The 21,839-nt window shown below is 64.1% G+C and carries 19 protein-coding genes; 8 read left to right on the top strand and 11 right to left on the bottom strand.

Annotation, left to right across the window (positions count from 1 at the left end; genetic code table 11):
- Positions 1 to 8 precede the first annotated feature (8 nt).
- Positions 9 to 2,765 carry an ABC transporter substrate-binding protein gene (locus DAES_RS04625; RefSeq protein WP_013513873.1) on the top strand — a complete coding sequence of 919 codons (2,757 nt, stop codon included), beginning with the start codon at positions 9 to 11 and terminating at the stop codon, positions 2,763 to 2,765.
- Positions 2,762 to 4,369 (top strand): response regulator, encoded by a 1,608-nt coding sequence (locus DAES_RS04620; RefSeq protein WP_013513872.1) that lies wholly within the window; start codon positions 2,762 to 2,764, stop codon positions 4,367 to 4,369. The genes DAES_RS04625 and DAES_RS04620 overlap by 4 nt, the downstream gene beginning before the upstream one ends.
- Here the strand turns inward: DAES_RS04620 and DAES_RS04615 are convergent, their stop codons facing one another.
- From DAES_RS04615 to ispH, 4 genes are all read right to left on the bottom strand, one after another.
- Positions 4,370 to 7,234 (bottom strand): bifunctional diguanylate cyclase/phosphodiesterase, encoded by a 2,865-nt coding sequence (locus DAES_RS04615; protein ID WP_236608460.1) that lies wholly within the window; start codon positions 7,232 to 7,234, stop codon positions 4,370 to 4,372. It lies immediately after the preceding gene.
- 152 nt (positions 7,235 to 7,386) lie between these two features.
- A complete protein-coding gene (gene moaA / locus DAES_RS04610) occupies positions 7,387 to 8,388 on the bottom strand; it encodes a GTP 3',8-cyclase MoaA (RefSeq protein ID WP_013513870.1) in 1,002 nt (333 codons plus the stop codon).
- Complete coding sequence (locus DAES_RS04605) at positions 8,381 to 8,761, bottom strand: molybdenum cofactor biosynthesis protein MoaE (protein ID WP_013513869.1); 381 nt, start codon at positions 8,759 to 8,761, stop codon at positions 8,381 to 8,383. Before DAES_RS04605 ends, moaA begins: the two co-directional genes overlap by 8 nt.
- A gap of 428 nt (positions 8,762 to 9,189) precedes the next feature.
- Entirely contained in the window at positions 9,190 to 10,038 is an 849-nt protein-coding gene (gene ispH / locus DAES_RS04600) for a 4-hydroxy-3-methylbut-2-enyl diphosphate reductase (RefSeq protein WP_013513868.1), read from the bottom strand.
- A gap of 142 nt (positions 10,039 to 10,180) precedes the next feature.
- On the opposite strand from ispH, the gene DAES_RS04595 reads away from it, so the two are divergent.
- Together DAES_RS04595 and DAES_RS04590 are read left to right on the top strand one after the other, a co-directional pair.
- Positions 10,181 to 10,810, top strand: coding sequence for a TetR/AcrR family transcriptional regulator (locus DAES_RS04595; RefSeq protein WP_013513867.1), 630 nt, complete (start codon positions 10,181 to 10,183; stop codon positions 10,808 to 10,810).
- 123 nt (positions 10,811 to 10,933) lie between these two features.
- The gene (locus tag DAES_RS04590; RefSeq protein WP_013513866.1) at positions 10,934 to 11,770 is read left to right on the top strand and encodes a glutaminyl-peptide cyclotransferase; all 837 of its coding nucleotides are present in this window, start codon (positions 10,934 to 10,936) and stop codon (positions 11,768 to 11,770) included.
- A 20-nt stretch (positions 11,771 to 11,790) separates the two neighbouring features.
- Here DAES_RS04590 and lgt read toward each other — a convergent pair whose 3' ends face one another.
- Positions 11,791 to 12,573 (bottom strand): prolipoprotein diacylglyceryl transferase, encoded by a 783-nt coding sequence (gene lgt / locus DAES_RS04585; protein WP_013513865.1) that lies wholly within the window; start codon positions 12,571 to 12,573, stop codon positions 11,791 to 11,793.
- A gap of 117 nt (positions 12,574 to 12,690) precedes the next feature.
- Between lgt and DAES_RS04580 the strand changes: the two genes are divergently transcribed.
- The 3 genes from DAES_RS04580 to DAES_RS04570 all read left to right on the top strand — a co-directional run bounded on the left by DAES_RS04580 (position 12,691) and on the right by DAES_RS04570 (position 14,878).
- Positions 12,691 to 13,437, top strand: coding sequence for a hypothetical protein (locus DAES_RS04580; protein WP_013513864.1), 747 nt, complete (start codon positions 12,691 to 12,693; stop codon positions 13,435 to 13,437).
- Between the two features lie 15 nt (positions 13,438 to 13,452).
- Entirely contained in the window at positions 13,453 to 14,127 is a 675-nt protein-coding gene (locus DAES_RS04575) for a hypothetical protein (RefSeq protein WP_013513863.1), read from the top strand.
- A 139-nt stretch (positions 14,128 to 14,266) separates the two neighbouring features.
- A complete protein-coding gene (locus tag DAES_RS04570) occupies positions 14,267 to 14,878 on the top strand; it encodes a 3'-5' exonuclease (protein ID WP_013513862.1) in 612 nt (203 codons plus the stop codon).
- A 31-nt stretch (positions 14,879 to 14,909) separates the two neighbouring features.
- On the opposite strand, the gene arfB is transcribed toward DAES_RS04570, so the two are convergent.
- Positions 14,910 to 15,332, bottom strand: coding sequence for an alternative ribosome rescue aminoacyl-tRNA hydrolase ArfB (gene arfB / locus DAES_RS04565; RefSeq protein ID WP_013513861.1), 423 nt, complete (start codon positions 15,330 to 15,332; stop codon positions 14,910 to 14,912).
- Between the two features lie 116 nt (positions 15,333 to 15,448).
- Here arfB and DAES_RS04560 point away from each other — a divergent pair, with 116 nt between their 5' ends.
- Complete coding sequence (locus tag DAES_RS04560; protein ID WP_013513860.1) at positions 15,449 to 15,937, top strand: YchJ family protein; 489 nt, start codon at positions 15,449 to 15,451, stop codon at positions 15,935 to 15,937.
- A gap of 100 nt (positions 15,938 to 16,037) precedes the next feature.
- Here the strand turns inward: DAES_RS04560 and dxs are convergent, their stop codons facing one another.
- Genes dxs through xseA form a run of 5 tightly spaced genes read right to left on the bottom strand, consistent with a single transcriptional unit; the run spans position 16,038 to position 21,610 of the window.
- Positions 16,038 to 17,924 (bottom strand): 1-deoxy-D-xylulose-5-phosphate synthase, encoded by a 1,887-nt coding sequence (gene dxs, locus DAES_RS04555; protein WP_236608459.1) that lies wholly within the window; start codon positions 17,922 to 17,924, stop codon positions 16,038 to 16,040.
- A gap of 36 nt (positions 17,925 to 17,960) precedes the next feature.
- Positions 17,961 to 18,854 carry a polyprenyl synthetase family protein gene (locus tag DAES_RS04550; RefSeq protein WP_013513858.1) on the bottom strand — a complete coding sequence of 298 codons (894 nt, stop codon included), beginning with the start codon at positions 18,852 to 18,854 and terminating at the stop codon, positions 17,961 to 17,963.
- The gene (xseB, locus tag DAES_RS04545) at positions 18,844 to 19,101 is read right to left on the bottom strand and encodes an exodeoxyribonuclease VII small subunit (RefSeq protein ID WP_013513857.1); all 258 of its coding nucleotides are present in this window, start codon (positions 19,099 to 19,101) and stop codon (positions 18,844 to 18,846) included. The genes DAES_RS04550 and xseB overlap by 11 nt, the downstream gene beginning before the upstream one ends.
- A 38-nt stretch (positions 19,102 to 19,139) precedes the next feature.
- Positions 19,140 to 20,150, bottom strand: a complete 1,011-nt coding sequence (locus DAES_RS04540) for a M23 family metallopeptidase (protein WP_013513856.1) — start codon at positions 20,148 to 20,150, stop codon at positions 19,140 to 19,142.
- A complete protein-coding gene (gene xseA / locus DAES_RS04535; RefSeq protein WP_013513855.1) occupies positions 20,147 to 21,610 on the bottom strand; it encodes an exodeoxyribonuclease VII large subunit in 1,464 nt (487 codons plus the stop codon). Before xseA ends, DAES_RS04540 begins: the two co-directional genes overlap by 4 nt.
- Positions 21,611 to 21,839: the final 229 nt, after the last annotated feature.

Below are 21,839 nucleotides of genomic sequence, written 5' to 3'. Positions count from 1 at the left end.
AGCCAACCATGAAACGCGCCCCGGAATCCGCCACAGCCCTCCTGCTCCTGCTGCTGGCCTGCCTGTGGGCGATTCCGGCCACGGCGCAGCCGCTGCGCCCGGTCACCCTCCAGCTCAAGTGGGCGCACCAGTTCCAGTTTGCCGGATACTACGCCGCCCAGGAGCTGGGATTCTACCGCGAAGAGGGATTGGCCGTGGATTTCAGGGAATACCGGCACGGCACCTCGGTGGAGGCCGAGGTCCTCGGCGGCGGGGCTGATTTTGGCGTCAGCGGGGCCGAGGCGTTGCTCAACTACCAGCACGGCGACCCGGTCGTGGTCCTTGGGGTCTTTTTCCAGCACGCGGCCAACATCCTGCTCTACCGGGCGGATTCGGGCATTTCCGACCCGCAGGACCTCAAGGGGCGGCGGGTCATGCTCCCTGCCGCCGAAGTCCCCTCCCTCTGGGCCATGTTCGCCAGACACGGCATCGGCAGGAAGGACATCATCATCCAGCAGCTCACAGGGGACATCAATGACCTGATCCAGGGCCAGACCGACGCCGTGTCCGCCTACCTGACCACCCAGCCGCACGCCCTGGCCGAGTCCGGGGTCGAGGTGGGCATCCTGCACCCGGCGGATTTTGGCATCGACTTTTACGGGGACTGCCTGATCACCTCCAGACGGCTGTCCGACACCAGTCCGGAGCTGGCGGACGGATTCCTCCGGGCCAGCATCAGGGGATGGGAATACGCCATGGACCACCCCGACGAGTTGATCGAACTCATTCGCGAGCAGTACAACCCGGCCAGGAGCCGCGATGCCCTGCGCCACGAGGCCTCGGTCATGCGCGAACTCATGATCCCCAGGCTGGTGGACATCGGCGCCATGAGCCGGGGCCGGTGGCTGCGCATGGCCGGGGTATGCCAGGAGGCGGGACTGATCGAAACGCTCCGGCCCATGGACGACTTCTACCATATCCCCGCCGACCAGCGCAGGCTCGGCTGGATGACCCAGGGGAGACCCTACCTCATGGCCGCCGGGGCAGCCGTGGCCCTGGCCATCCTGATTCTGGCCCTGATCGCCCGCCGCCAGCACCAGAGCATCCGGGCCAGAACCCGCCAGCTCGAACACAACAGGGAAAGCCTGCGGCAGGTGATAGACCTCTTGCCCAACATGGTCTACGCCAAGGACCGCGAGGGGCGGTTCCTGCTCGTCAACCGGGCCATGGCCGACACCCTGGGCAGCACGGTGGACCAGTTGACGGGCGCGCAGGAGATCGATGTCCAACCGGACGGCGATCAGGCCCGGCGCAGGCTGGCTCAGGACAGGATGGTCTTTGACTCCGGCTACCCCCTCGTCATCCTCGAAGAGCCCTTCCGTCACCGGGACGGCTCCATGCACTGGCTCCAGACCACCCGCCTGCCCTACCTCTCGGCAGACACCGGCGAACCAGCCGTGCTCGGCCTGTCCGTGGACATCACCACGCGCAAGCTGGCCGACGAGGCGCTGAGAAGGAGTGAGGAGCGATTTCGGGCCATCTTCAACCAAACCTACCAGTTCACCGGCATCCTCTCCCCGGACGGCACGGTGATCGAATTCAACGAAAGCTCCCTTGAACAGCTCGGGCAACGGCCCAAGGAGATCATCGGCAAACCCTTCTGGGAGGCCCACTGGTTCGAGCACACCGTGGAAAACCGGACGTGGCTCAGGGACGCTGTGCGCCGGGCCGCCCAGGGCGAGGTTATCTGCAGGGAGGTGACCAGCCTGCGCGCGGACGGCCAACCCATGGCCCTGGACTTCTCCCTCAAGCCCGCCCGCGACAACGAGGGGACCATCGTCTTCCTCATCCCCGAAGGACGCGACATCACGGCCCTCAAGCAGACCGAGGAGGAACTGCGGCGGCTCAACGAGGAACTCGAACGCCGCGTGGCCAGCCGCACCCGCAACCTCGAACAGGCCAAGGATGACCTGGAACACTCCCTGGCCGAGCTGAACAGGACGCAGGAAGAGCTGATCCTCTCCGAGAAGCTCGCCGCCCTGGGCAGCCTGGTGGCGGGCGTGGCCCATGAGATCAACACCCCGCTGGGCACCGGAGTCACGGCCTGCTCGTTCCTGGTCGACCGGATCGCCGAACTCGACGCCCTGTTTTCACGCGGGGAGCTCAAGAAGTCCGACCTGGAGCAATTCCTCGACGACGGCAGGGAATCTTCGGCCAGCACCCTGGCCAACCTCAATCGGGCGGCCGGGCTCATCAGCAGCTTCAAGCAGGTGGCCGCAGACCAGTCGTCCGAGATGCCGCGGCAGTTCAACCTGCACACCTATGTGGACGAGGTGCTCTCAAGCCTGCGCCCCCGGTACAAGCACACCGGACACACTGTGGAAAACCTGTGCCCGGATGTGGAGCTGTTCAGCTATCCGGGCGCGTTCGTGCAGATCATCACCAACCTGCTCATCAACGCACTGACCCACGCCTATGGCCCGGACGACTCCGGCCACATCCGCATCGGAGGGCGGCTGGACGGGGACATGGTCATCTTCACCTTCAGCGACGACGGCGTAGGCATCCATGAGTCGGTCAGGGACAGGATATTCGAGCCCTTTGTCACCACCAGACGAGGCAGCGGCGGCACCGGGCTTGGGCTGCACATCATCTTCAACGTCGTCAACAAGGTGCTGGGCGGCACCATCCGCTGTACCACAGGACCGGGAGAGGGAACCTCCTACGCCATAACCATCCCGCGCGAGCACGCGCCAAGAATGGAAAACCCGGAGAACGAGCCATGACCGACACGGAACACGACGCGTTGCGCTTTGCGGCAGAAAAAAATGAGGAAACCCCCGCTAATCCGGGCAGGAACTGGAAGCTGCTGGTGGTGGACGACGACGATTTCGTCCACCGGGTCACATCCATGGTCCTCAGGGGATACCGGTTCGAGGGCGTGGGCCTGACCATCCTCTCGGCGTACTCGGCGGCAGAGGGCAGGCGGCTGCTGGAGGAGAATCCGGACACGGCGGTCATGCTGCTCGACGTGGTCATGGAGAACCCCCAGGCAGGCCTGGACCTGGCCGCCTGGACGCGCAAGGAGCTGAAGAACACCCTGGTGCGCATCATTCTGCGCACCGGCCAGCCGGGCGAGGCCCCGGAGCAGGAGGTGATATTCAAATACGACATCAACGACTACAAGGAAAAGTCCGAGCTGACCTCCCAGAAGCTCTACACGGCCATCACCACGGCCATCCGCAGCTACCGGGACATGCGCGCCCTCGAATTCAGCCGCAGGGGGCTGGCCCGGATACTGACGGCCTCACCGGACATATTCAAGTCCCAGTCCCTGGGCGAGTTCGCCTCCGGGGTGCTGACCCAGCTCGCCTCCACGGTCTGCCAGGGCGACGACACCCTCATGGCCAGGGCTTCGGGCGTGGCCGCGTCCCGACGCGGCGACCAGTTCCGGGTTATTGCCTCCACCGGAAAATTCGAACAGGCGCGCGGCAGGATCATCGCCGAAACCGGCGACCGCGAGGCGATCCTGTGCATCGAGCGGGCTGCGGATATCAAGCGGAGCTTCTTCCAGAATGACGCATTTGTCGGCTACTACCGGACCGCCACCGGGTCCGAGAGCATCATCTACCTGCAGGGGACCAGACCCATCAGCGAGGAAAACAGGGAACTCATCGAGATTTTCTCATCCAACATCTCCGTGGCCTTTGACAACATTGACCACAACGCCGTGATGCACGAAACCCAGCGCGAACTTCTCATCACTCTGGGCGAAGTGGTGGAAACGCGCACGTCGGAAGCGGCCAACCACGTGCGCCGGGTGGCCGAGTACGCCCGGCTGCTGGCGACCAAGGCGGGCATGGACAGGGACCGGGCCGAGACCCTCAGGCTGGCCTCGACCATGCACGACATAGGCAAGATCGGCGTGCCCGACACCGTGCTGCTCAAGCCGGGGTCGCTCGACGAGAACGAGCTGAAACTGATCAAGAAGCACCCGGAGATCGGATACGACATCCTCAAGGGCACGGACAGCCTGGTCATGCAGGTCGCGGCCACGGTGGCCCTGCAGCACCATGAACGCTGGGACGGCCAGGGCTACCCCGCCGGACTCACGGGCGAGGAAATCAATCTGGCCGGGCGCATCGTCATGCTGGCTGATGTCTTCGACTCCCTTGGCTGCGACCGGCCCCACAGGCGGGCATGGCCCGTGGCCGACATCCTGCGCTTCATCGCGGGCAATCGCGGAACCATGTTCGACCCCGCACTGGTGGACATGCTCATGGAACACAAGGACGAGTTTCTCGCCATCAAGGAGCGGCTGGCAGACGGGCAGGCAGGCGGATGGGCAGACGGACGGGCAGACGAACAAGCAGATGGATGGGCGGAATGATCAGCGGCGGATGGTGCAGACGCCATTCTTGCCCAAGAGGAATTCGATGATCTTTTCAAGGGGCAGCGGTCTGCTGTAATAGTAGCCTTGGACCGTGGCGCAGCCAAAGGTGGCGAGCAGATCGAGCTGTTCCTTGGTCTCCACGCCCTCGGCCACCACGCCGATGCCCATGGTGCGCGCCATGAGCACCACGGTCTCGACAATCTTGGCATCGGAGTCGTCAATCGTGATATCGCGGATGAAGGACCGGTCGATCTTGAGGGTGCTGATGGGAAAGTTCTTGAGATAGTAAAGGGACGAGTACCCAGTGCCGAAATCGTCGATGGATATGGTGATGCCGAGCTCCACCAGCCGGTTGAGCTGGGCCACCGAGGACTGCACGTCGGTCATCAGGGTGGATTCGGTGATCTCAAGCTCCAGGCGCGACGCGGGCAGGCCGTTTCGCTCCAGGTTGGCGACCACCATCTCCACGAGGTCCTCCTGCCCGAACTGGATGGGCGAGAGGTTGACGGCCACGGTCAAGGCCGAACAGCCGACCCCTTGCAGCACCTGCATGGCCTTGCACGAGGCATCAAGGACAAACTCGCCCAGGGGCACGATCAGCCCGGTCTCCTCGGCCATGGGGATGAAATCCTCCGGGCTGACAATGATCCCGTCCGGCTTGACCCACCGCACCAGAGCCTCCAGACCCGACACCTCGCCCGACGCGAGATCGACCTTGGGCTGGAAATAGACGGTGAACTCCCGCTCCTTGAGGGCACGGCGCATGTCGCTCTCAAGCGTAAGCCGCTGGGCGATGCGCTCGCTCATCTGCTGGGTGAACAAAAAGTAGGAGTTCCTGCCCTTGGCCTTGGACTGGTACATGGCCATGTCCGCGTTCTTGACCAGAGAGGCCGGATCCTGCCCGTCGTCAGGATACAGGGTCACGCCGATGCTGGGGGTGATGAACACCTCCTGCCCCTTGATGACAAACGGCTCCTCAAAGACGCGCTGCAACCCCTCGGCCAGATCCACCACCTCGCGCTCCTCGTGAACATCCACGACCACCACCAGGAACTCGTCGCCCCCCTGGCGGGCCACGGTGTCCTCGTCCCGGTAGAGGGCGACAAGCCGCTCGGCCACGGCCTTGAGCAGCGTGTCCCCTTGGGCATGACCAAAGGAGTCGTTTATCTTCTTGAAATTGTCGAGGTCGAGAAAGAGGACCGCCACCTTGGTCCCGGTCCGGTTGGCGTGGGAGAGGGCCATGCTCAGCCGGTCGAGCACCAGCACACGGTTGGGCAGCCCGGTCAACCCATCGTGGTAGAGGTGGTGGGCAAGCTGCTCCTCCTTGTGCTTCATGTCGGAGATGTCGTGGAACACGGCCACATAATTGGCAATCTCCCCGTCGTCGTCCCTGATGGAGCTTATGCTCAGGATTTCCGGATAGGATTCACCGTTTTTGCGCCGGTTCCATATCTCGCCGTGCCACGATCCCCTGGCCTTGAGGGTGGTCCACATCTCGCCGTAAAACTCCTCCCCGTGCATGTCCGACTTGAGCACCCTGGGATTCTTGCCAATCACCTCCTCGGACGTGAAGCCGGTGATGGTGGTGAAGGCGGGGTTGACGGCCACCATGACTCCGGACTTGTCGGTGATGGAGATGCCCTCAAGGGCGTTTTCAAAGACTTTCTCATACAGCCTGAGCCGTTGCTCGGCCCTGGTGCGCTCATCGATCTCGGCGCGCAGCTCGTCGCGGAAATCCACAAGGCGGTCCATGTAGCGATTGAAGTGCATGGACAGGGATCCCATCTCGCCGCGGGCGTTCTCGTCGGCGCGCACGCTCAGGTCGCCCCGGTCCGCGTCCCGCATCCGGGTCATGAGCACAGTCAGCGGTCGCGAGATGGAAAGACCAAGCGCGTAGCAGAGTGGGAGCGTCAACAGCAGCGTCAGAAGCACGGCAACCACGATGATGGTGCCCAGGATGCGTAGCGGCGCGTAGACCTCGTCGAGGTAGCTTGATGAGGCCACGATCCAGCCGAGTTCCGGCAGGGAGCGGAAATGCATGAGCTTGTCGCGCGGGGTGTCGCGGCCCGGATCAAGCCAGGAATAGGCTATCTTGCCGTCGCGGATGCGCCTGATGTGCTGAAAGAGCTCCGTTCCTGCAGCGTCAATGGCGTCGGTCATGTTCCCCTTGAGCCAGGGGTGGAAGACCATGTTCCCCTCTCCATCGAGGATAAAGGCGTATCCGGAATCCCCGACCCTGAAGGATGCGACCCCGGCCCGGAAATCCTCGACATTGATGAGGGAGGTGAACTCCTGCCGGTAGGCCGAGGCGGAGATGATCCAGTCCCACGGCTCGAAATAGACCATATACAGGGCCTTGGGCCGCGTCCGCATCTCGCCGGGGTTGGCCCACTCGTACTCCATGTAGCCCGTCAGCCGCTTCGCCTGTTCCCTGCCTATCCACTGCCCGCTCAGATCCTGTCCAAGGAGCTGCTCGTTGGGGTGAACAGCCACCACCCCCTTGCTGGTGATGCAATAGACATATCCGGTCTGGCCAATGCTCTGACTGAGCAGGATGGTACGCGCCAGCGTCCTGGCCGCCTGCCCGGTCATGCGCCCGGCCTGGACCTCGGCCTCCAGCCCAACCAGGATGTCGCGGTTTTTCTCGGCAATGGCGCGCAGCCGGTTGCGCACGGACGCGTCGGTGGCCGACTGGACCATGGCGCGCAGCGCCTCTGTGGACGCGTCCAGCTGGCGCTCAATGTTCGTCATCACCGTCTCGTGCATGACGGAGTAGACAGCGCCGCCGAACACGGCCATGGACAGGGCAAAGAACAGGGAAAAATACCCCATCAGGCGATATTTGATTCCGAGTTTTCTCAAGAGCTGCGTCACGTCGATAGAGTCCCGCGAATTCAATGGATAAGAGCACGCACCTGCGAAATCACACCCGCCCAAGGGCAAGCGTAATGCGGATCGACACTCTTTGGAAGTATATTATATCGATTTTGTGGCAAAAAAGGCCGCGCAGGGGATCAGCCGCCGATGGACGCCATCCGGGTCTTGCAGACCCCCTGACCGACCATGCGCTCAAGGAGCTTGTAGCCCATGGGCTTGTGGCGGCTGGCGCACAGGATGATGCGCTCCACGGCGGGGATGCCAAGGCGGGGGTGGCGCAGGACCTTGCGCAGACGGTAGACCTTGTCGGAAAAAAGGCAGGTGCGCAGATTGCCGTCCGAAGTCACCCGCAACCGATTGCATGTGTTGCAGAAATGGTTGGTGTATGGCGAAATGACCCCGATGCGTCCCTGGCCTCCGACAATGTCGAACGTTCGGGCCGGGCCGCCGGGCACATTCCCCTCGCCGCCCGAGGGAACCAACTCGGCCAAGGCCGATGCCTGTGCGAGGATGTCCTCGGCCTTCCAGACACTGTGGTCACTCCAGCCGGTCTCAAGCCCCACGGGCATGAACTCGATAAAACGCATATCCAGTGGCCGACTCCTGGCGAACTCGATGAACCCAGGCAACTCGCCGTCGTTGATCCCCTTCATGGCCACGGCGTTGACCTTGACCACCATGCCCGCATCCAGGCAGCGGTCGATATTGGCGCGAACCACATCATACTTGTCAAAGCCCGTGACGCGATGGAACTTTTCGGGATCAAGCGTATCAAGGGAAATGTTCACGCGGCGGACACCTGACGAAGCCAGCCTATCCACGTGCTCACCTATCAGGGTGGCGTTGGTGGTCACGCACATGTCCACACCGGGGAAACGGGCTGCGGCCGCAATCAGGAAGTCTGCGAACCCCTTGCGCACAAAGGGCTCACCCCCGGTGAAGCGGAACTTGACCATTCCCAACCGGGTGGCCATGTCCATGAGCTCCAGAATCTCCTCGTAGCGCAGGATGTCGGAATGGGGGACGAACTCCTGCCCCTCGCCAGCGCAATAGGTACAGCGCAGGTTGCAGCGGTCGGTAACGCTGATGCGCATGTAGCTGGCCTTGCGGCCATGATTGTCTTCGAGGAGCTTATGCATTCCTGTTCCCGGAGGCAAATATCTCGCGTTTGGTCACGGCCTCGGCCTTGACCCTGTCGAGCAAGTCAGCCAGTGCGGCCTTGACGTTCTCGCGGATGTCGCCGGCCACGATGAGAAAAAGCACGTCGTCCCCCGGCTGCATCATCCCGCCGTTGGCGTGGGCCACGGCCCGGAAGATGCCCTCGCGGGCCTCGATCTCCCTGCGGATCTGCTCCATCTTCTCGAAATCGGGCGTGATCTCAATGGCCACGACCTCGGAATGGTCCTCGCGCGACCACGAGCGCACCACACCGTTGTGCACAAGGATCATCCCGACATTGTCGGCAAACCCCGGTTCGCGTTTCAGCTCTGCAATGGCCTTGCTGATGTCCATGCATCCTCCATGGCTTTTCTGGTTGATGTCCTCTCCTGAATAATCACTCCGCGCACCCCAGGCAATCCCGTGCCATTTGCCCTTGGTCCGGCACTATGCCAGAACCGGCGTGATCCCCGGCCCGGATCAATCCCCGGCCCGCACGACACCCAGAAATAATAATACCAAAAAGAAACGCCCCAGGTATCCTTAAGACAAACGGTACATCCGACAGCCCGAAATCACCACTCGACCGGGTGTCGTCCGTCGCCAGCCACGCCGATAGGGCAAGCCGTCGCCGCCCGCAACGCAACCGGAAGCCCTCCACATGCCCGACAGCGCCGGATCACGCGGCGACGCAGGCACGGCGGACATTCTGTCTGGGGCCAGGGTCAGCTTCCGGCGCTCCGCCGGAACCGCCTGGCCCCATCCTTTTGCCCATTCCCGGCCTACAGCCTTTCGAGGGTCCGGAGCACCTCGTCGATAAGGACGCGCGGGGTGGACGCGCCCGCGGTCACGCCGACACGGGCATGACGGCGCAGCTCGCCAAGGTCGAGTTCGTCCGCAGTCTCAACATGGACGCACGGGGTTCCCCGCTCGGTGGCCACCTGGGCCAGCCGCCGGGTGTTGCCGCTGTTCAGCCCGCCCACCACGACCATGAACTCCACCTGATCCGCCAGCCGGCTCGTCTCGCTCTGGCGCAGCCGGGTGGCGTCACAGATGGTGTGCAGCACAAGAATATCGAGAGCCGGGTCTCCCTCAAGCCGTTTGGCCATGGCCTCGAACACGGCCCGGTCCTGTGTCGTCTGGGCGGCCAGGACATACGGGGTGCCAGGGCTCAGGGGGATGCCCGCAAGCTCCTCCTCCGAACCGAAAATATGGTGGCCGTTGCCCGCATAGCTGACCAGCCCCCGAACTTCCGGGTGGTCCCGCTCGCCATAGAGCAGCAGCACCTCGCCGCCCGCGGTATGCCGGGCGATGAGCAGTTGTGCCTTCTTCACCCTGGGGCAGGTGGCGTCCTTGATGATCACGCTGCGCGCGCGCAGGGCCCGCTCGACCTCGCGGGTGATGCCGTGGGCGCGGATGACCGCGTAGGCACCGTCCGGCACCTGGTCCGGGGTTTCGGCGATGATCACGCCCTGCTCGGCGTACCTGGCGAGCACCTGGGGATTGTGAATGATCGGGCCGAGGATGTGGATGGGCCGCCCGTCTGCTGCGGCCACCAGCTTGTCGAGCCGTCTCAGCGCGAGATCGACCCCCATGCAGAATCCGGCTGTTTCGGCCAGGATGACTTCCACGCTATCGCTCCTTGCTCCGCCCCGCAGTCGGCCTGGAGTCGGCCCGGACGGAAAAACGCTTGACTTCCGTCCCGCGTCTGAGGGTATAAGTTCAAACAAGCGTTTTAATCCAACAGCCCAAGGACCGCCGCTCCCTATCATCATGAACGCAAAACCGGACGTCAACACAAAAGACACCCTTCTGGCCGCCGCCATCGAGGTTTTTGCGGACAAGGGGTTCGACGCCGCCACGGTGCGCGACATCTGCGGGCGGGCCAGGGCCAATGTCGCGGCCATCAACTACCATTTTGGCAGCAAGGACGGCCTGTATGTGGCCGTGCTCAAGGAAGTGTTCCCCAAGGACGAATACAACTTCGTCACCGACAGGTCGGAACCGGCAGGACAGCGGCTCCACGCCTTCCTGCGCACCCTGGCCGGAGAGATATACGAGCGCGGCAACGGCATGATCGCCCAGCGCTGGGCCATCTTCCTGCGCGAGATGGCCAAGCCGAGCGCCAATCTCGACTTCATCGTCAGGCGGCAGGTGCAGCCTCGCGCCGACGAGCTGCGCGACATCGTCACCGCGATCCTCGGGCCAAACACGCCGGAGCAGATCCTGGCCTATGCCAGCTCGAACATCTGGGCGCTGATGCTCGACCACCTGCTGACCCAGCCCATCCTCGACCGCCTCTCGCCCCAGCGGCCAGCGGTGCAGGGCAACATGGACACCTTTGTGGAGCATGTGGTGAAATTTTCCCTTGGCGGCCTGCACGCCGTCAAGGAAAACACGTAGGTCGGAAACCGGGGTCACCCTCCCTTGACCCCAACCCGGTTTCCTGCGACCTTCCCCCATTGGCGGGGAGAATCGTCCCCGGATGGTTCTCCCCGTCCTGTCATCTCCGGGAGAATCCTCGCCATGCATCTGTTCAGGTTCGCAATCGCCGTGATCCTCGGTGTCGCCGCGCTCCTCGCCCCTGCCATTCGGGCCGGGGCCGACGCCGCCACCGTCCCCTGCCGGGTGGTGGCCGAGTATCCCCATGATCCCGGAACATCCACCCAGGGGCTGTTCTTCAGCGACGGCCTGCTCTACGAATCCTCCGGCGGGTTTGGCCAGTCCTACCTGACCGTGTCCGAGCCGGAGACGGGCCAACGCCTGCGCACCCAACCCATCGAGGGGCGCTACTTTGCCGAGGGCGTCACCCTCCACGACCACAAGCTCTTCATGCTCACCTGGCTTTCAGGCACGGGCTTCATCTTCGATCCGCAGAGCCTGGAACTGCTGACCACCTTCGCCTACCGCGCCGACGGGGAAACCACAGAGGGATGGGGGCTGACCTTTGACGGCGACCGCTTCATCCTCGGCTCGGGCACGGACGTGCTGCGCTTTCACCAGGCATCGGATTTCGCCCGGACCGGCACCCTGGCGGTGCGCGACGGAGACATCCCGGTGCGCCTGCTCAACGAGCTGGAATATGTGGGCGGCATGATCCTGGCGAATGTCTGGAAATCGGACAAGATCGCGGTCATCGACCCGGAGAGCGGGCTGGTGGCCGCCTGGGTGGATCTGGCCCCGCTTCGGGAGCGGATCGCGCCAGAATCGGGCGTGGCCAACGGCATCGCCTACGATCCCCAGACCGGCAGGCTCTTCGTGACCGGCAAGCGCTGGGACAAGCTCTTTGTGGTCGAGGTGGAAACCCTGCTCTGGCGCAGGCCGGTCAGCCCTGATGCAGTGTCGGAGAAGCTGAACCATTGAGCCGCCGGGGCGGCGCACGATCACCGCCCCCGCGCGTATCCCCACCACATCAGACCGCCTCCCAGCGCGATCATGGGCAGGCACAGAATCTGGCCCATGGACAGCCACTGCAGGGCCACGAACCCCAGGTGCGCGTCCGGCTCGCGGGCGAACTCCACCAGGAAGCGGAACGCGCCGTAGCCAAGCAGGAACAGGCCGCCCACGCAGCCAGCCGGGCGCGGCTTTGCCGAATACCACCACAGGATGACGAAGAGCAGCACGCCCTCAAGCCCGGCCTCGTAGAGCTGGGACGGATGGCGCGGCTCGCCTCCCGCGCCGGGGAACGGCATGCCCCAGGGCAGGTCCGTGGGCCGCCCCCACAGCTCGGCGTTGATGAAGTTGCCTATGCGGCCAAAGAAAAGGCCGGGCGGCACCAGCGGCGCGATGAAATCACCCACCTCCCTGAACCCCAGACCCCTGGCCCTGGCGAACAGCCAGCAGACCGCCACCACGCCGACCACGCCCCCGTGGAACGACATGCCCCCCTCCCACACGGCCAACGCCTTGAGCGGATTGGAGAGGTAATACCCGGCATTGTAGAAAAGCACATACCCCAGGCGACCGCCCACCACCACGCCCAGGATGGCCCAGGTGATGAAGTCGTCCACCATGGGCGGGGTCCAGCGGTTCCACGGCCTGGACGCCCGCCAGCGGCCCAGAAGCCAGCCCGAAACCACGCCAAAGACGTACATCATGCCGTACCAGCGCAACGCCAGCGGGCCTATGGAAATCATGACCGGATCAAAGTATGGGTAGCTGAGCATTCAGGGCGCTCCCGGCGTGACAAGCCGACTATGTTTTCTCAAGAGATTCTGGTACACTGCCGTCTGCGGCACAGGGTGTGCCTTTTTGACAAGCACGTCAACCCCGGCGGGAGGGACATGAAAAAACCGCAGGAACTGGACATTCTTGAGATGCCTCTTGAGGGGCTGGCCGCCTACTGGCTGTCCCTCAAGAAGATACTGGACGCCAAGAAGGGACGGACCATCCTCGACGAGGAGATCGCCCACACCGACGAGCCCTACATCCTGCATCTGCTCGAAACCGTGTTCTCGTCCCTGAGTCCGGACCTGGTCCGCAGGCTGGCCGGGGTCAAGCGCGAGATATTGCTGGAAGACTGCGCCCGCAAGATCGACCTGATGCGGCTGGCCGTCTTTGCCATCGCCTCGGGCGAAAACCCGCGCATCACCCTGGTGCGCATGGATTCCAAATTCGCCATGCCCGTCATGCCCGAGGCAAAGGCCTTTGACATGGCCACGGCCATGTTCGACGCCATCAAACCCAAGGGGTCGGACTTCTCCGTCCTGCTCTCCGTTGACCACAAACTCAAGGCGGACAGACTGCTGGTCAAGCTCCTCTTCTTCGTCATGTTTGCCCGGCGCGAAGGCAAACAGAGCCTGGAGCGGTTCCTGCCCTACATGGGTTCGCATTTCTTCTCCGAGGGGGTCTCCCTGGCCATCGACAATTTCGAGGCCGATTTCCTGGCCTATCACCTCGAAGGCATCCGGGACAGGACCGTGACCGAGACCGGACGCAAGATGGACATGGCCCTGGAAATGGCGCTGGCAATCCGCGACAAGCTGCCGTATGACGACATTTTCCGCATAGCCCGAACCTACATGCAATAGACCTGCGAGGTTGTCATGAAAAAGACACTGATGCCCCTCCTGTTCACCGTCCTGCTCGCCACCGTGGCTGCGGCCATGCTGACCCCTGCCGCGTCCCACGCCTGGACCTCGGCGCGCACGGGCCAGAAGAATTTCGAGCGGGCCTGGTCTGCCTTCATGTTCAAACGGACCGAACCGGCCATGGACTATTTCGTCAAGGCAGCCGATTCCTTTGGTGCGGGACTGGCTGAAGAGCCGCCTAGCCGCACCACCATGTTTCCCTCCAACCTGACCATGGCGGGCATGTCGCTCTATTACGCGGGCCGCCATCAGGAAGTGGCCGCACCCATGGAAATGGTCATGACAAAGGACGACCGCGTCTGGGAGGCCCCGTTCTTCACCGCCCTGGCCTGCGCCCGGCTCGGCGATGAGGCCGGGACCATCGACCACCTGACCCTTTTTCTCAAGACCAGCCCGGCCCAGCCCATTCTGGCAAACGCCGTCATCCACCAGCTTGAGGCCCTCAAGCAGGGCCAGGGCTCGCTGGCCGACACAGCCACAACCCTGGAGCAGGCCGCCTTCGATCAGTTCGACAACAACATCACTTTCATCGGCGTCAATGCCAGCAACCCCCAGGACGCCTGCGACGGCAACTACTGGTGGCGTTACAGCCGCTCCCCCTGCCCGGGACGGAACAAGTACACCTACTAACCCCTGCCCTGTCCGGAATACAGGCACCAGACCAGGGGCCAATGAGATTAATTGCACACCACGCTTGACGAACGGGATGAATTATTTCACCATCCGTCGTCTTCCACGGGGCCATGCTCCACAACGAAACTTAACATCAATGACCAAGGCTCCCACCATACCCGAACAATACCTCCGACTCTTCACCAAAGAAGAAATCAATGCCATGCCCCTGTGCCACTACGAGGGGCCTGTGGCTGTCGTGCGCACGGAAAAGCAGCGCACCCAGGCGCTCAGGGAAATGGAAGGGGAAACCCTGCTCGGCTTCGACACCGAGACCCGGCCCGTGTTCAAGAAGGGCAAGCGGCCCGGCCCGCCGTCGCTGATCCAGCTGGCCACAGCATCCTGCGTGTACGTCTTCCAGATCAACCTGCTGCCCCTGTGCAACGGGCTGTGCGACCTGCTGGCGGACAAGGAAGTGATCAAGACCGGCGTGGCCGTGCGCGACGACATCCTTGGCCTGCAAAAAATGGCCGGATTCACCCCGCAACAGTTTATCGACCTCTCCGATATCACCGCTGCGGCCAGGATGCAGACCCACGGCCTGCGCAACATGGCCGCCAACCTCCTGGGATTCAGGATTTCCAAGTCCGCCCAGTGCTCCAACTGGGCCAAGGAACACCTGACCCCCCAGCAGATCACCTACGCCGCCACCGACGCCTGGATCAGCCGCGAGCTCTATCTCGCCCTGGCCCGGCTTGACCTGCTCTGATTCCGACTGCGCGATCCCGACCGCTCACCCCCTACTCGTCCACCCCCGGCGGCTTGCGCTGGCGTTTGCGGTCCGCCGTGTGCCGCTTGCGCTCCAGCCGTTTGCGCTTGGCGCTTCTGGGGACTGCGGTGTCCTTGCGCGGCGTTACGGGCGTCAGCGCCCAGCGCATCAGCTCCACAAACCGATCGACAGCCGAATCCTTGTTGGACTTCTGGCTGCGAAAGGTCTGGGAGGAGATACTGAGCACGCCGCGCTTGTCGATCCTGCGGCGCAGCTTGCCGGTCACGACCATCTTCTCGAGCTGGGTCAGGCTCTGGCTGGCGGCCACGTCAAAGAGCAGCGTCACCCGGCTGTCTGTGGTGTTCACATGCTGCCCTCCCGGCCCGGAACTGCGCGAGGCCGTGAACTCTATCTCGCTCCAGGGAATGGCGATTCTGTCGTTGATACGTATCATCCGCGATCAGTGCCATGCCGGAGGCCAGGGCGCAACCCCTGACCACTTGCGCATTGACACCCGGCCCGCTTTCTATAGAATCCCGCCCATCCAAACCCGTCACAAAGGACACGATCATGACCAAACCCTGCCCGTGCGGTTCCGGCAAGGAACACGTCGAGTGTTGCCGCCCCTATATCTCCGGCGAAAAGCCCGCCCCCACTGCCGAGGCGCTGATGCGCTCCCGCTACTCCGCCTATGTGCTCAAGGAGCTTGACTATCTCAAGCAGTCCCTGGCCCCGGAGGCGCTCAAGGATCACGACGACACCTCGGTCAGGGAATGGGCCGACTCGGCCCAGTGGCTCGGCCTCGAAATCCACGAGACCTGGGGCGGCGGCCAAGAGGACGACGCGGGCATCGTCGAATTCTCGGCCAGATACGCCATCGACGGCGAGGAACTGACCCACCGCGAGCGCAGCCAGTTCAAACGCATCGGCGACCACTGGCGCTATCTCGACGGAAACATGGTCTCCGGCCCGCCCATCAAAAAGGAGCCCAAGATCGGACGCAATGAGCCCTGCCCCTGCGGCTCGGGCAAGAAATACAAGAAGTGCTGCGGCAAGTAGCCCGGCGCGACCGCTCCAGCCAAGAAGGCCCGGCCATCCTTTGAGGATGGCCGGGCCTTCTTGCGCAGAGCTGTTCCCGCTTGCGCAGGGCAAACAGCCGCTATTTGCCGCACATGGCGAGCAGGGTCCGCTTGATGCCAGCGGTGTCTATGCCGATCATGGCCCGCAGTTCCTTCTGGGTTCCGTGCTCCACGAATTCGTCGGGCACGCCGATCCGCTGCACCCGCCTGCCGGACAGGGCGTCCTCTCCGGCCAGCAGTTCGAGCACTGCCGAGCCGAAGCCGCCCGCCAGGGCGTTCTCCTCCACCAGGAGGATGGTGTCGAACCGGGCCGCCAGTTCGAGGATCTGCTCGCGCGGCAGCGGCTTGACGAACCGGCTGTTGAACACGGCCACCTCAAGCCCCTCGGCCTCAAGCTCCATGGCCGCCTCCACCGCCGGGTAGACACGGGAGCCGAGGGTGATGATCACGGCATGGCTGCCGTCGCGCATGAGTTCGCCGGTGCCGATGGGAATCTTTGCCGGATTCCTGCTGACCTTGGCCCCGACCCCGGTGCCGCGCGGATAGCGCACGGCGCACGGCCCCTCGTGGGCAAAGGCGGTGACCATCATCCGGGCCAGCTCGGCCTCGTCCTTGGGCGCCATGACCACGATGTTGGGGATGTGGCGCAGGTAGGTGAAGTCGAACACCCCGTGATGGGTGGCCCCGTCCTCGCCCACCAGGCCGCCCCGGTCGAGAAAGAAATTGACGTTGAGGTTCTGCAGGCAGACATCGTGCACGATCTGGTCGTAGGCGCGCTGCAGGAAGGTCGAATAGATGGCCACGGCGGGCTTGTACCCCTGGGTGGCGAGTCCGGCGGCAAAGGTCACGGCGTGCTGCTCGCAGATGCCCACATCCACGAACCGCTCCGGGTAGTTCTTCCTGAAGCATTCGGTGCCGGTGCCCTCGGGCATGGCGGCGGTGATGGCCACGATGGTCTTGTCGCGCTCGGCCAGGGCGCACAGGGTCGAGCCGAAGATGGAAGTGTACGAGGGCAACCCCAGGCCGGAAAACTTGCGCGCCAGCCCGGTCTCGGGCACGAACTCGCCCACGCCGTGAAAAAAGGTCGGGTCGGTCTCGGCAGGCTCGTACCCCTTGCCCTTCTTGGTCATGACGTGGACCAGCACCGGCTTGTCGATCTGGCGTATCTCCTCGAACACCTTGACCATCTGCGCCGTGTTGTGGCCATCGATGGGGCCAACGTAGGTGAAGTGAAAGGCCTCGAACAGGATGCCGGGGGTGAAGAAGCTCTTGACCGAGTCGCCGTACCGTTTGGCGTATCCGGCCAGATCGTCGCCGATCTTGGGGATGGAGCCGAGCAGCCCCTCCACATCACCCTTGAGCCGCTGCAGGAAGGGGGTCGTCATCTTGCGGCTCAGGAACTGGGAGAGCGCGCCCACGTTCTTGGAGATGGACATCTCGTTGTCGTTGAGCACCACCACCATCTTGCGGCCCAGGTCGCCCGCCTGATTGAGCCCCTCGAAGGCGAGCCCGGCAGTGAGCGATCCGTCGCCGATGACCGCGATGACCTCGTGGTCCTCTCCCTTAAGGTCGCGGGCCACGGCCATGCCCAGGGCGGCGGAGATGGAGGTGGAGGAATGACCCACCCCGAAATGGTCGTAGGGATTCTCGCAGATGCGCGGGAACCCGCTCAGGCCGCCCTTCTGGCGCAGGGTGTGAAAGGTGTCCAGGCGACCGGTGAGGAGCTTGTGGGCATAGGCCTGATGGCCCACGTCCCAGATGAGCTTGTCCTCCTCCAGGTCAAAGGCCTTGAACAGGGCCAGGGTCAGCTCGACAACGCCCAGCGACGGCGCGAGATGCCCGCCATGCCCGGCCACCTGGCTGATGATGACATCGCGCAGTTCCTGGGCCAGGGTCGCCATCTCGGCCATGGACAGCGCCTTGACGTCGCCCGGCTTGCTGATCCGCGAAAGAATGGTCGTATTCATGAGCACATCGGTCATAGGGCGGTCACAGTAAGCCAATCAACACACTCTGTCCACAATGTAGCGCGATAGGTCCGCGAGGAACAATTTTTCGCTTCCATTGTAGGAGGATAGGCGCTCAAGAGCCTCCTTTGCATACCCTTCGGCCAGCTCCCGGCTCCTGTCCAGCCCGACAAGCGCCGGGTAGGTGGACTTGCCCATGGCCTCGTCGCTCCCGGCGGGTTTGCCCAGAGTCCCGGTATCGCCCACCACGTCGAGCACGTCGTCCACGATCTGAAAGGCCACGCCCACGGCCCGGCCATACTCGCGGGCATTCTCCACATCGCGCTCCGAGGCCCCGGCCAGCACGGCCCCGCACTCGCAGGCCGCCGTGATCAACGCGCCCGTCTTCATGGCGTGCATGGCGCGCAATTCGTCCAGAGCCACCTCGGCCCGGCCCGTGAACTCCATGTCCACGGCCTGTCCGCCGACCATCCCCCCGCTCCCGGCAGCCACGGCCAGCACCGACACGGCGCGCAACACGCGCTCGGCAGGCAGCCCCCTGATCAGGGACGCCTCGGTCATGAGCACAAAGGATTCGGTCAGCAGGCCGTCACCGGCCAGGATGGCCGTGGCCTCGTCGTACCGTTTGTGGTTGGAGGGCCTGCCCCGGCGCAGGTCATCGTCGTCCATGGCCGGGAGGTCGTCGTGGATGAGGGAATAGGTGTGGATGCACTCCAGGCTGGCCGCAAAGGGCATGACCCGCTCCGCATCACCGCCGAGCATGGTGGCCCAGGCCAGGGTCAGCACGGGCCGCAGCCGCTTGCCTCCAGCCAGCAGCGAATATTCCATGGCCTGGAGCAGACTGTCCGGAATACCTCTATTACGCAGGCATCCTTCAAGATACTTCTCCACACCCAAGGCGCGCTCCGCGAGTCTGCCCTTAATCGTCATCGCCTCTATCTCCTGCCAGGGCATCCGTCTCCAGCCCTTCCAATGCCTCGAATTCCTTGACCAGCCCATCGCTGACAATGCGCACTTCGTGCCGGGCCGTTTCAAGCTGCCTGCCGCACGCCTTGGCCAGGGCCAGCCCCTCCTTGTACAGGGCCACGCCCTCCTCAAGAGGCAGATCGCCCCGTTCCAGGCGGTCCACCACATCCTTGAGCCGGGCGAGTCTGTCTTCAAACGTTTCTTTGGCCACGGATTCCTCCACAGGCTTCTGAATTAATCAAACTTCAATCAATTCAACATCTCATCGACTGTGAATTTCAATAAAGGCGTGGGATCGACCAGCCGCCCAAGGACAGAGACCGAAAAGTGCACATGGGGACCGGTGGAGCGGCCCGACATGCCGGAGAGGCCGATGATCTGGCCGCGCTGCACGGTGTCGCCCTTCTTGACCTCGGCCTTGGCAAGGTGAAAATACAGGGTCACCACACCGTTGCCGTGGTCCACATAGACCGAATTGCCCGCGTAGTAATGGTCGCCCACCAGGATAACCACGCCGTCCGCCGCGCTCTTGACCGGATTGTTCATGGGCGAGCGAAAATCCAGGCCGCGATGCGGGTTCTTGGGCTTGCCGTTGAGGATGCGCTGCGCCCCGTAGGGGCTCGACACCTCGCCGCCCACAGGCCGCTCAAGCGGCAGCTGCCACATCCGGGTCGGCGAGACCGTGTTCTTGGCCACATTGGTCAGCTCGCCCTCGGCCCTGATGCGCGCCAGCACCTCGGCAGGCGGGGTGACCATCTTCTCGGGCAGGGTCAGTTCCTGGCGCTCATACGCCACCGGCACCAGCTGGATGGTCCGCCGCAGCGTGTTCTCCTTGCCGTCGATGGAGGCGATGACCGACAATTCCTCCTTGCCGGGCTTGGCGTTGAGGGCGTCGGTGCCGAGCATGACCAAAGCCACATGCCGGTCGTTCCAGACGGAAATGGAAGGCACCACCTCCTTGCCCAACCAGTAGACCGAGACGGAATCCAGGGGCAGATCCGAAGTCAGACGCACAAGAAACGGCTGCCCCACACCCGCCTCCCCCGGAGCGGCCAGCACCAGGGCCGACCCCGGCGTGGCCGCGGCCACGCCTTGCTGCGCCTGCTCCTGCGCATCCCCGGCGGCCCTGGCCTCGCCGGGCATGGCCAGGGTGACGCCGTCCCCGTCCTCAAGCCCGAAACCCTGGGCCGGAACCGTATGCGGCACCATGGGCAGCGTCAGAACCGCAACCAGAAAAATCAGCAAAACAATCCGTCTCATTCCTTCTCCCGCGTCTGTGCCGGTTTTTGCCCTGGGTCTAGAGCGACCACGGCTGCCACCCGGCCATTCCTGATCCTGATATCAAGAGCGTCGCCCGCCGTCACCTCTTTCGGGTCGCGCAAAAAATCGCCTGTGCGCTCAATGCGCACCAGGGAATATCCCCGCTCCAGCGGCGCTTCGGGATCAAGCCCGCGCAACGTCGCGCCCAGCACCGCCAGATCGCGCGCGCGGACCTCGGCCAGGGCATGGACGGCACGGTCCATGCGCCGACACAGGGCCGCCACCTCGTCGCGCGTCCGGTCCACCCGAACGATCCCAAAGGCCCGGCCCAGCCGATCGACCCCGGCGGCCAGCGCCCGCCCCCGCCTGCGCCAAAGCCCCTGGCCCGCCTCGCCGAGCCGGGGCAACAGGCTCAGGAGCCTGTCCTCCATGCGCTCCAGCCGGTGCGCAGGCGAGAGCCAGGACAACGCCCGGCGCAACTGCTCGAACTGTGTCCCCTTGCCGAGCAGCCACCCGGCATAAGCCCGACCAAGGGCCATCTCCAGCACATCCACCCGCTGGGCCAGGGTCTCGCGCCGGGGCCACAATTCCTGGGCCGCATGACTCGGCGTGGCCGCGCGGCGGTCGGCCACGAAATCCGCAATGGTCACATCCGGCTCATGCCCGACGCCCGTGACCACAGGCACCCGCGCCCGGAAAATGGCATCGGCCACGGTCTCGGTATTGAACGCCCACAAATCCTCCAGCGACCCGCCGCCCCGGATGAGCACCGCCACCTCGGCCCAGCCGTCCGCATCGACCAGATCAAGGGCCGCCGCAATCTGCTCCGGCGCACGCTCGCCCTGCACCAGCGACGGGTAGATGCGGATCTCCCCCCCAGTGCCGCGCTCGCCCGCGAGACGCAAAAAATCCCTGATGGCCGCGCCCGAAGGCGAGGTGATCACCGCCACGCGGGCCGGATCGCGCGGCAGCTCCAGCTTGCGCGCCTCATCAAAATATCCCTGCGCGGCCAGCTTGCCCTTGAGCGCCTCAAAGGCCACGGCCAGGTCGCCGACCCCCTGCGCCTGCACCAGCTCCGCCACCAGCTGATACTGGCCGCGCGGCTCGTACACATTGAGCCGCCCGGCGCACAGCACCTCCTGCCCGCCCTCCAGGACACCTGCGCCCGGCGAGCCGCCAGCAACCAATGCGGCCCCACCCTCGTCCGACTCCTCCACTTCGCCAGTCAGGGGGTTGATCCGCTCGCCGCCCCGGCTCACCGGCTCCGCCGACCGCTGGGCCGACCTGAACCAGACCACGGACAAGGCCGCGTCGCCGTCCGTGAGCGTGAAATACACATGCCCGCTCGCCGGACGCGCCAGATTCGTCACCTGCCCGCGCACCCACACGAACGGAAACTCCGCCTCAAGCAGGCTCTTGACCGACCGGGTCAGCTCGCTGACCGTGAGAATCGTGGACATGCATGCCTCCGGCGGCCAGAGAACCTTTTGGAAAAGGTTCTCTGGACTCTCCCAAACTTTTCGGCTCTCCGCCGCCTGTCGAGACAACGGATGCAACCCTGGTGATGGCGGCAGAGTTGGCGTGGATGAGCGAAAAGCCAACTCGTTTTTCATTGTAACAAAAAAGGACGCGCCCTGTGCGGACGGCTGACCCCGACGCCGCCGTCAGGCTCTTTCTTCCCCTTCGCCG

Origin of the sequence: Pseudodesulfovibrio aespoeensis Aspo-2 (assembly GCF_000176915.2) — a bacterium.
In the GTDB taxonomy this organism is placed as follows: domain Bacteria; phylum Desulfobacterota; class Desulfovibrionia; order Desulfovibrionales; family Desulfovibrionaceae; genus Pseudodesulfovibrio; species Pseudodesulfovibrio aespoeensis.
Note: the sequence above shows the minus strand (reverse complement) of the source record. Positions and strands in the feature narration are given on the sequence as shown.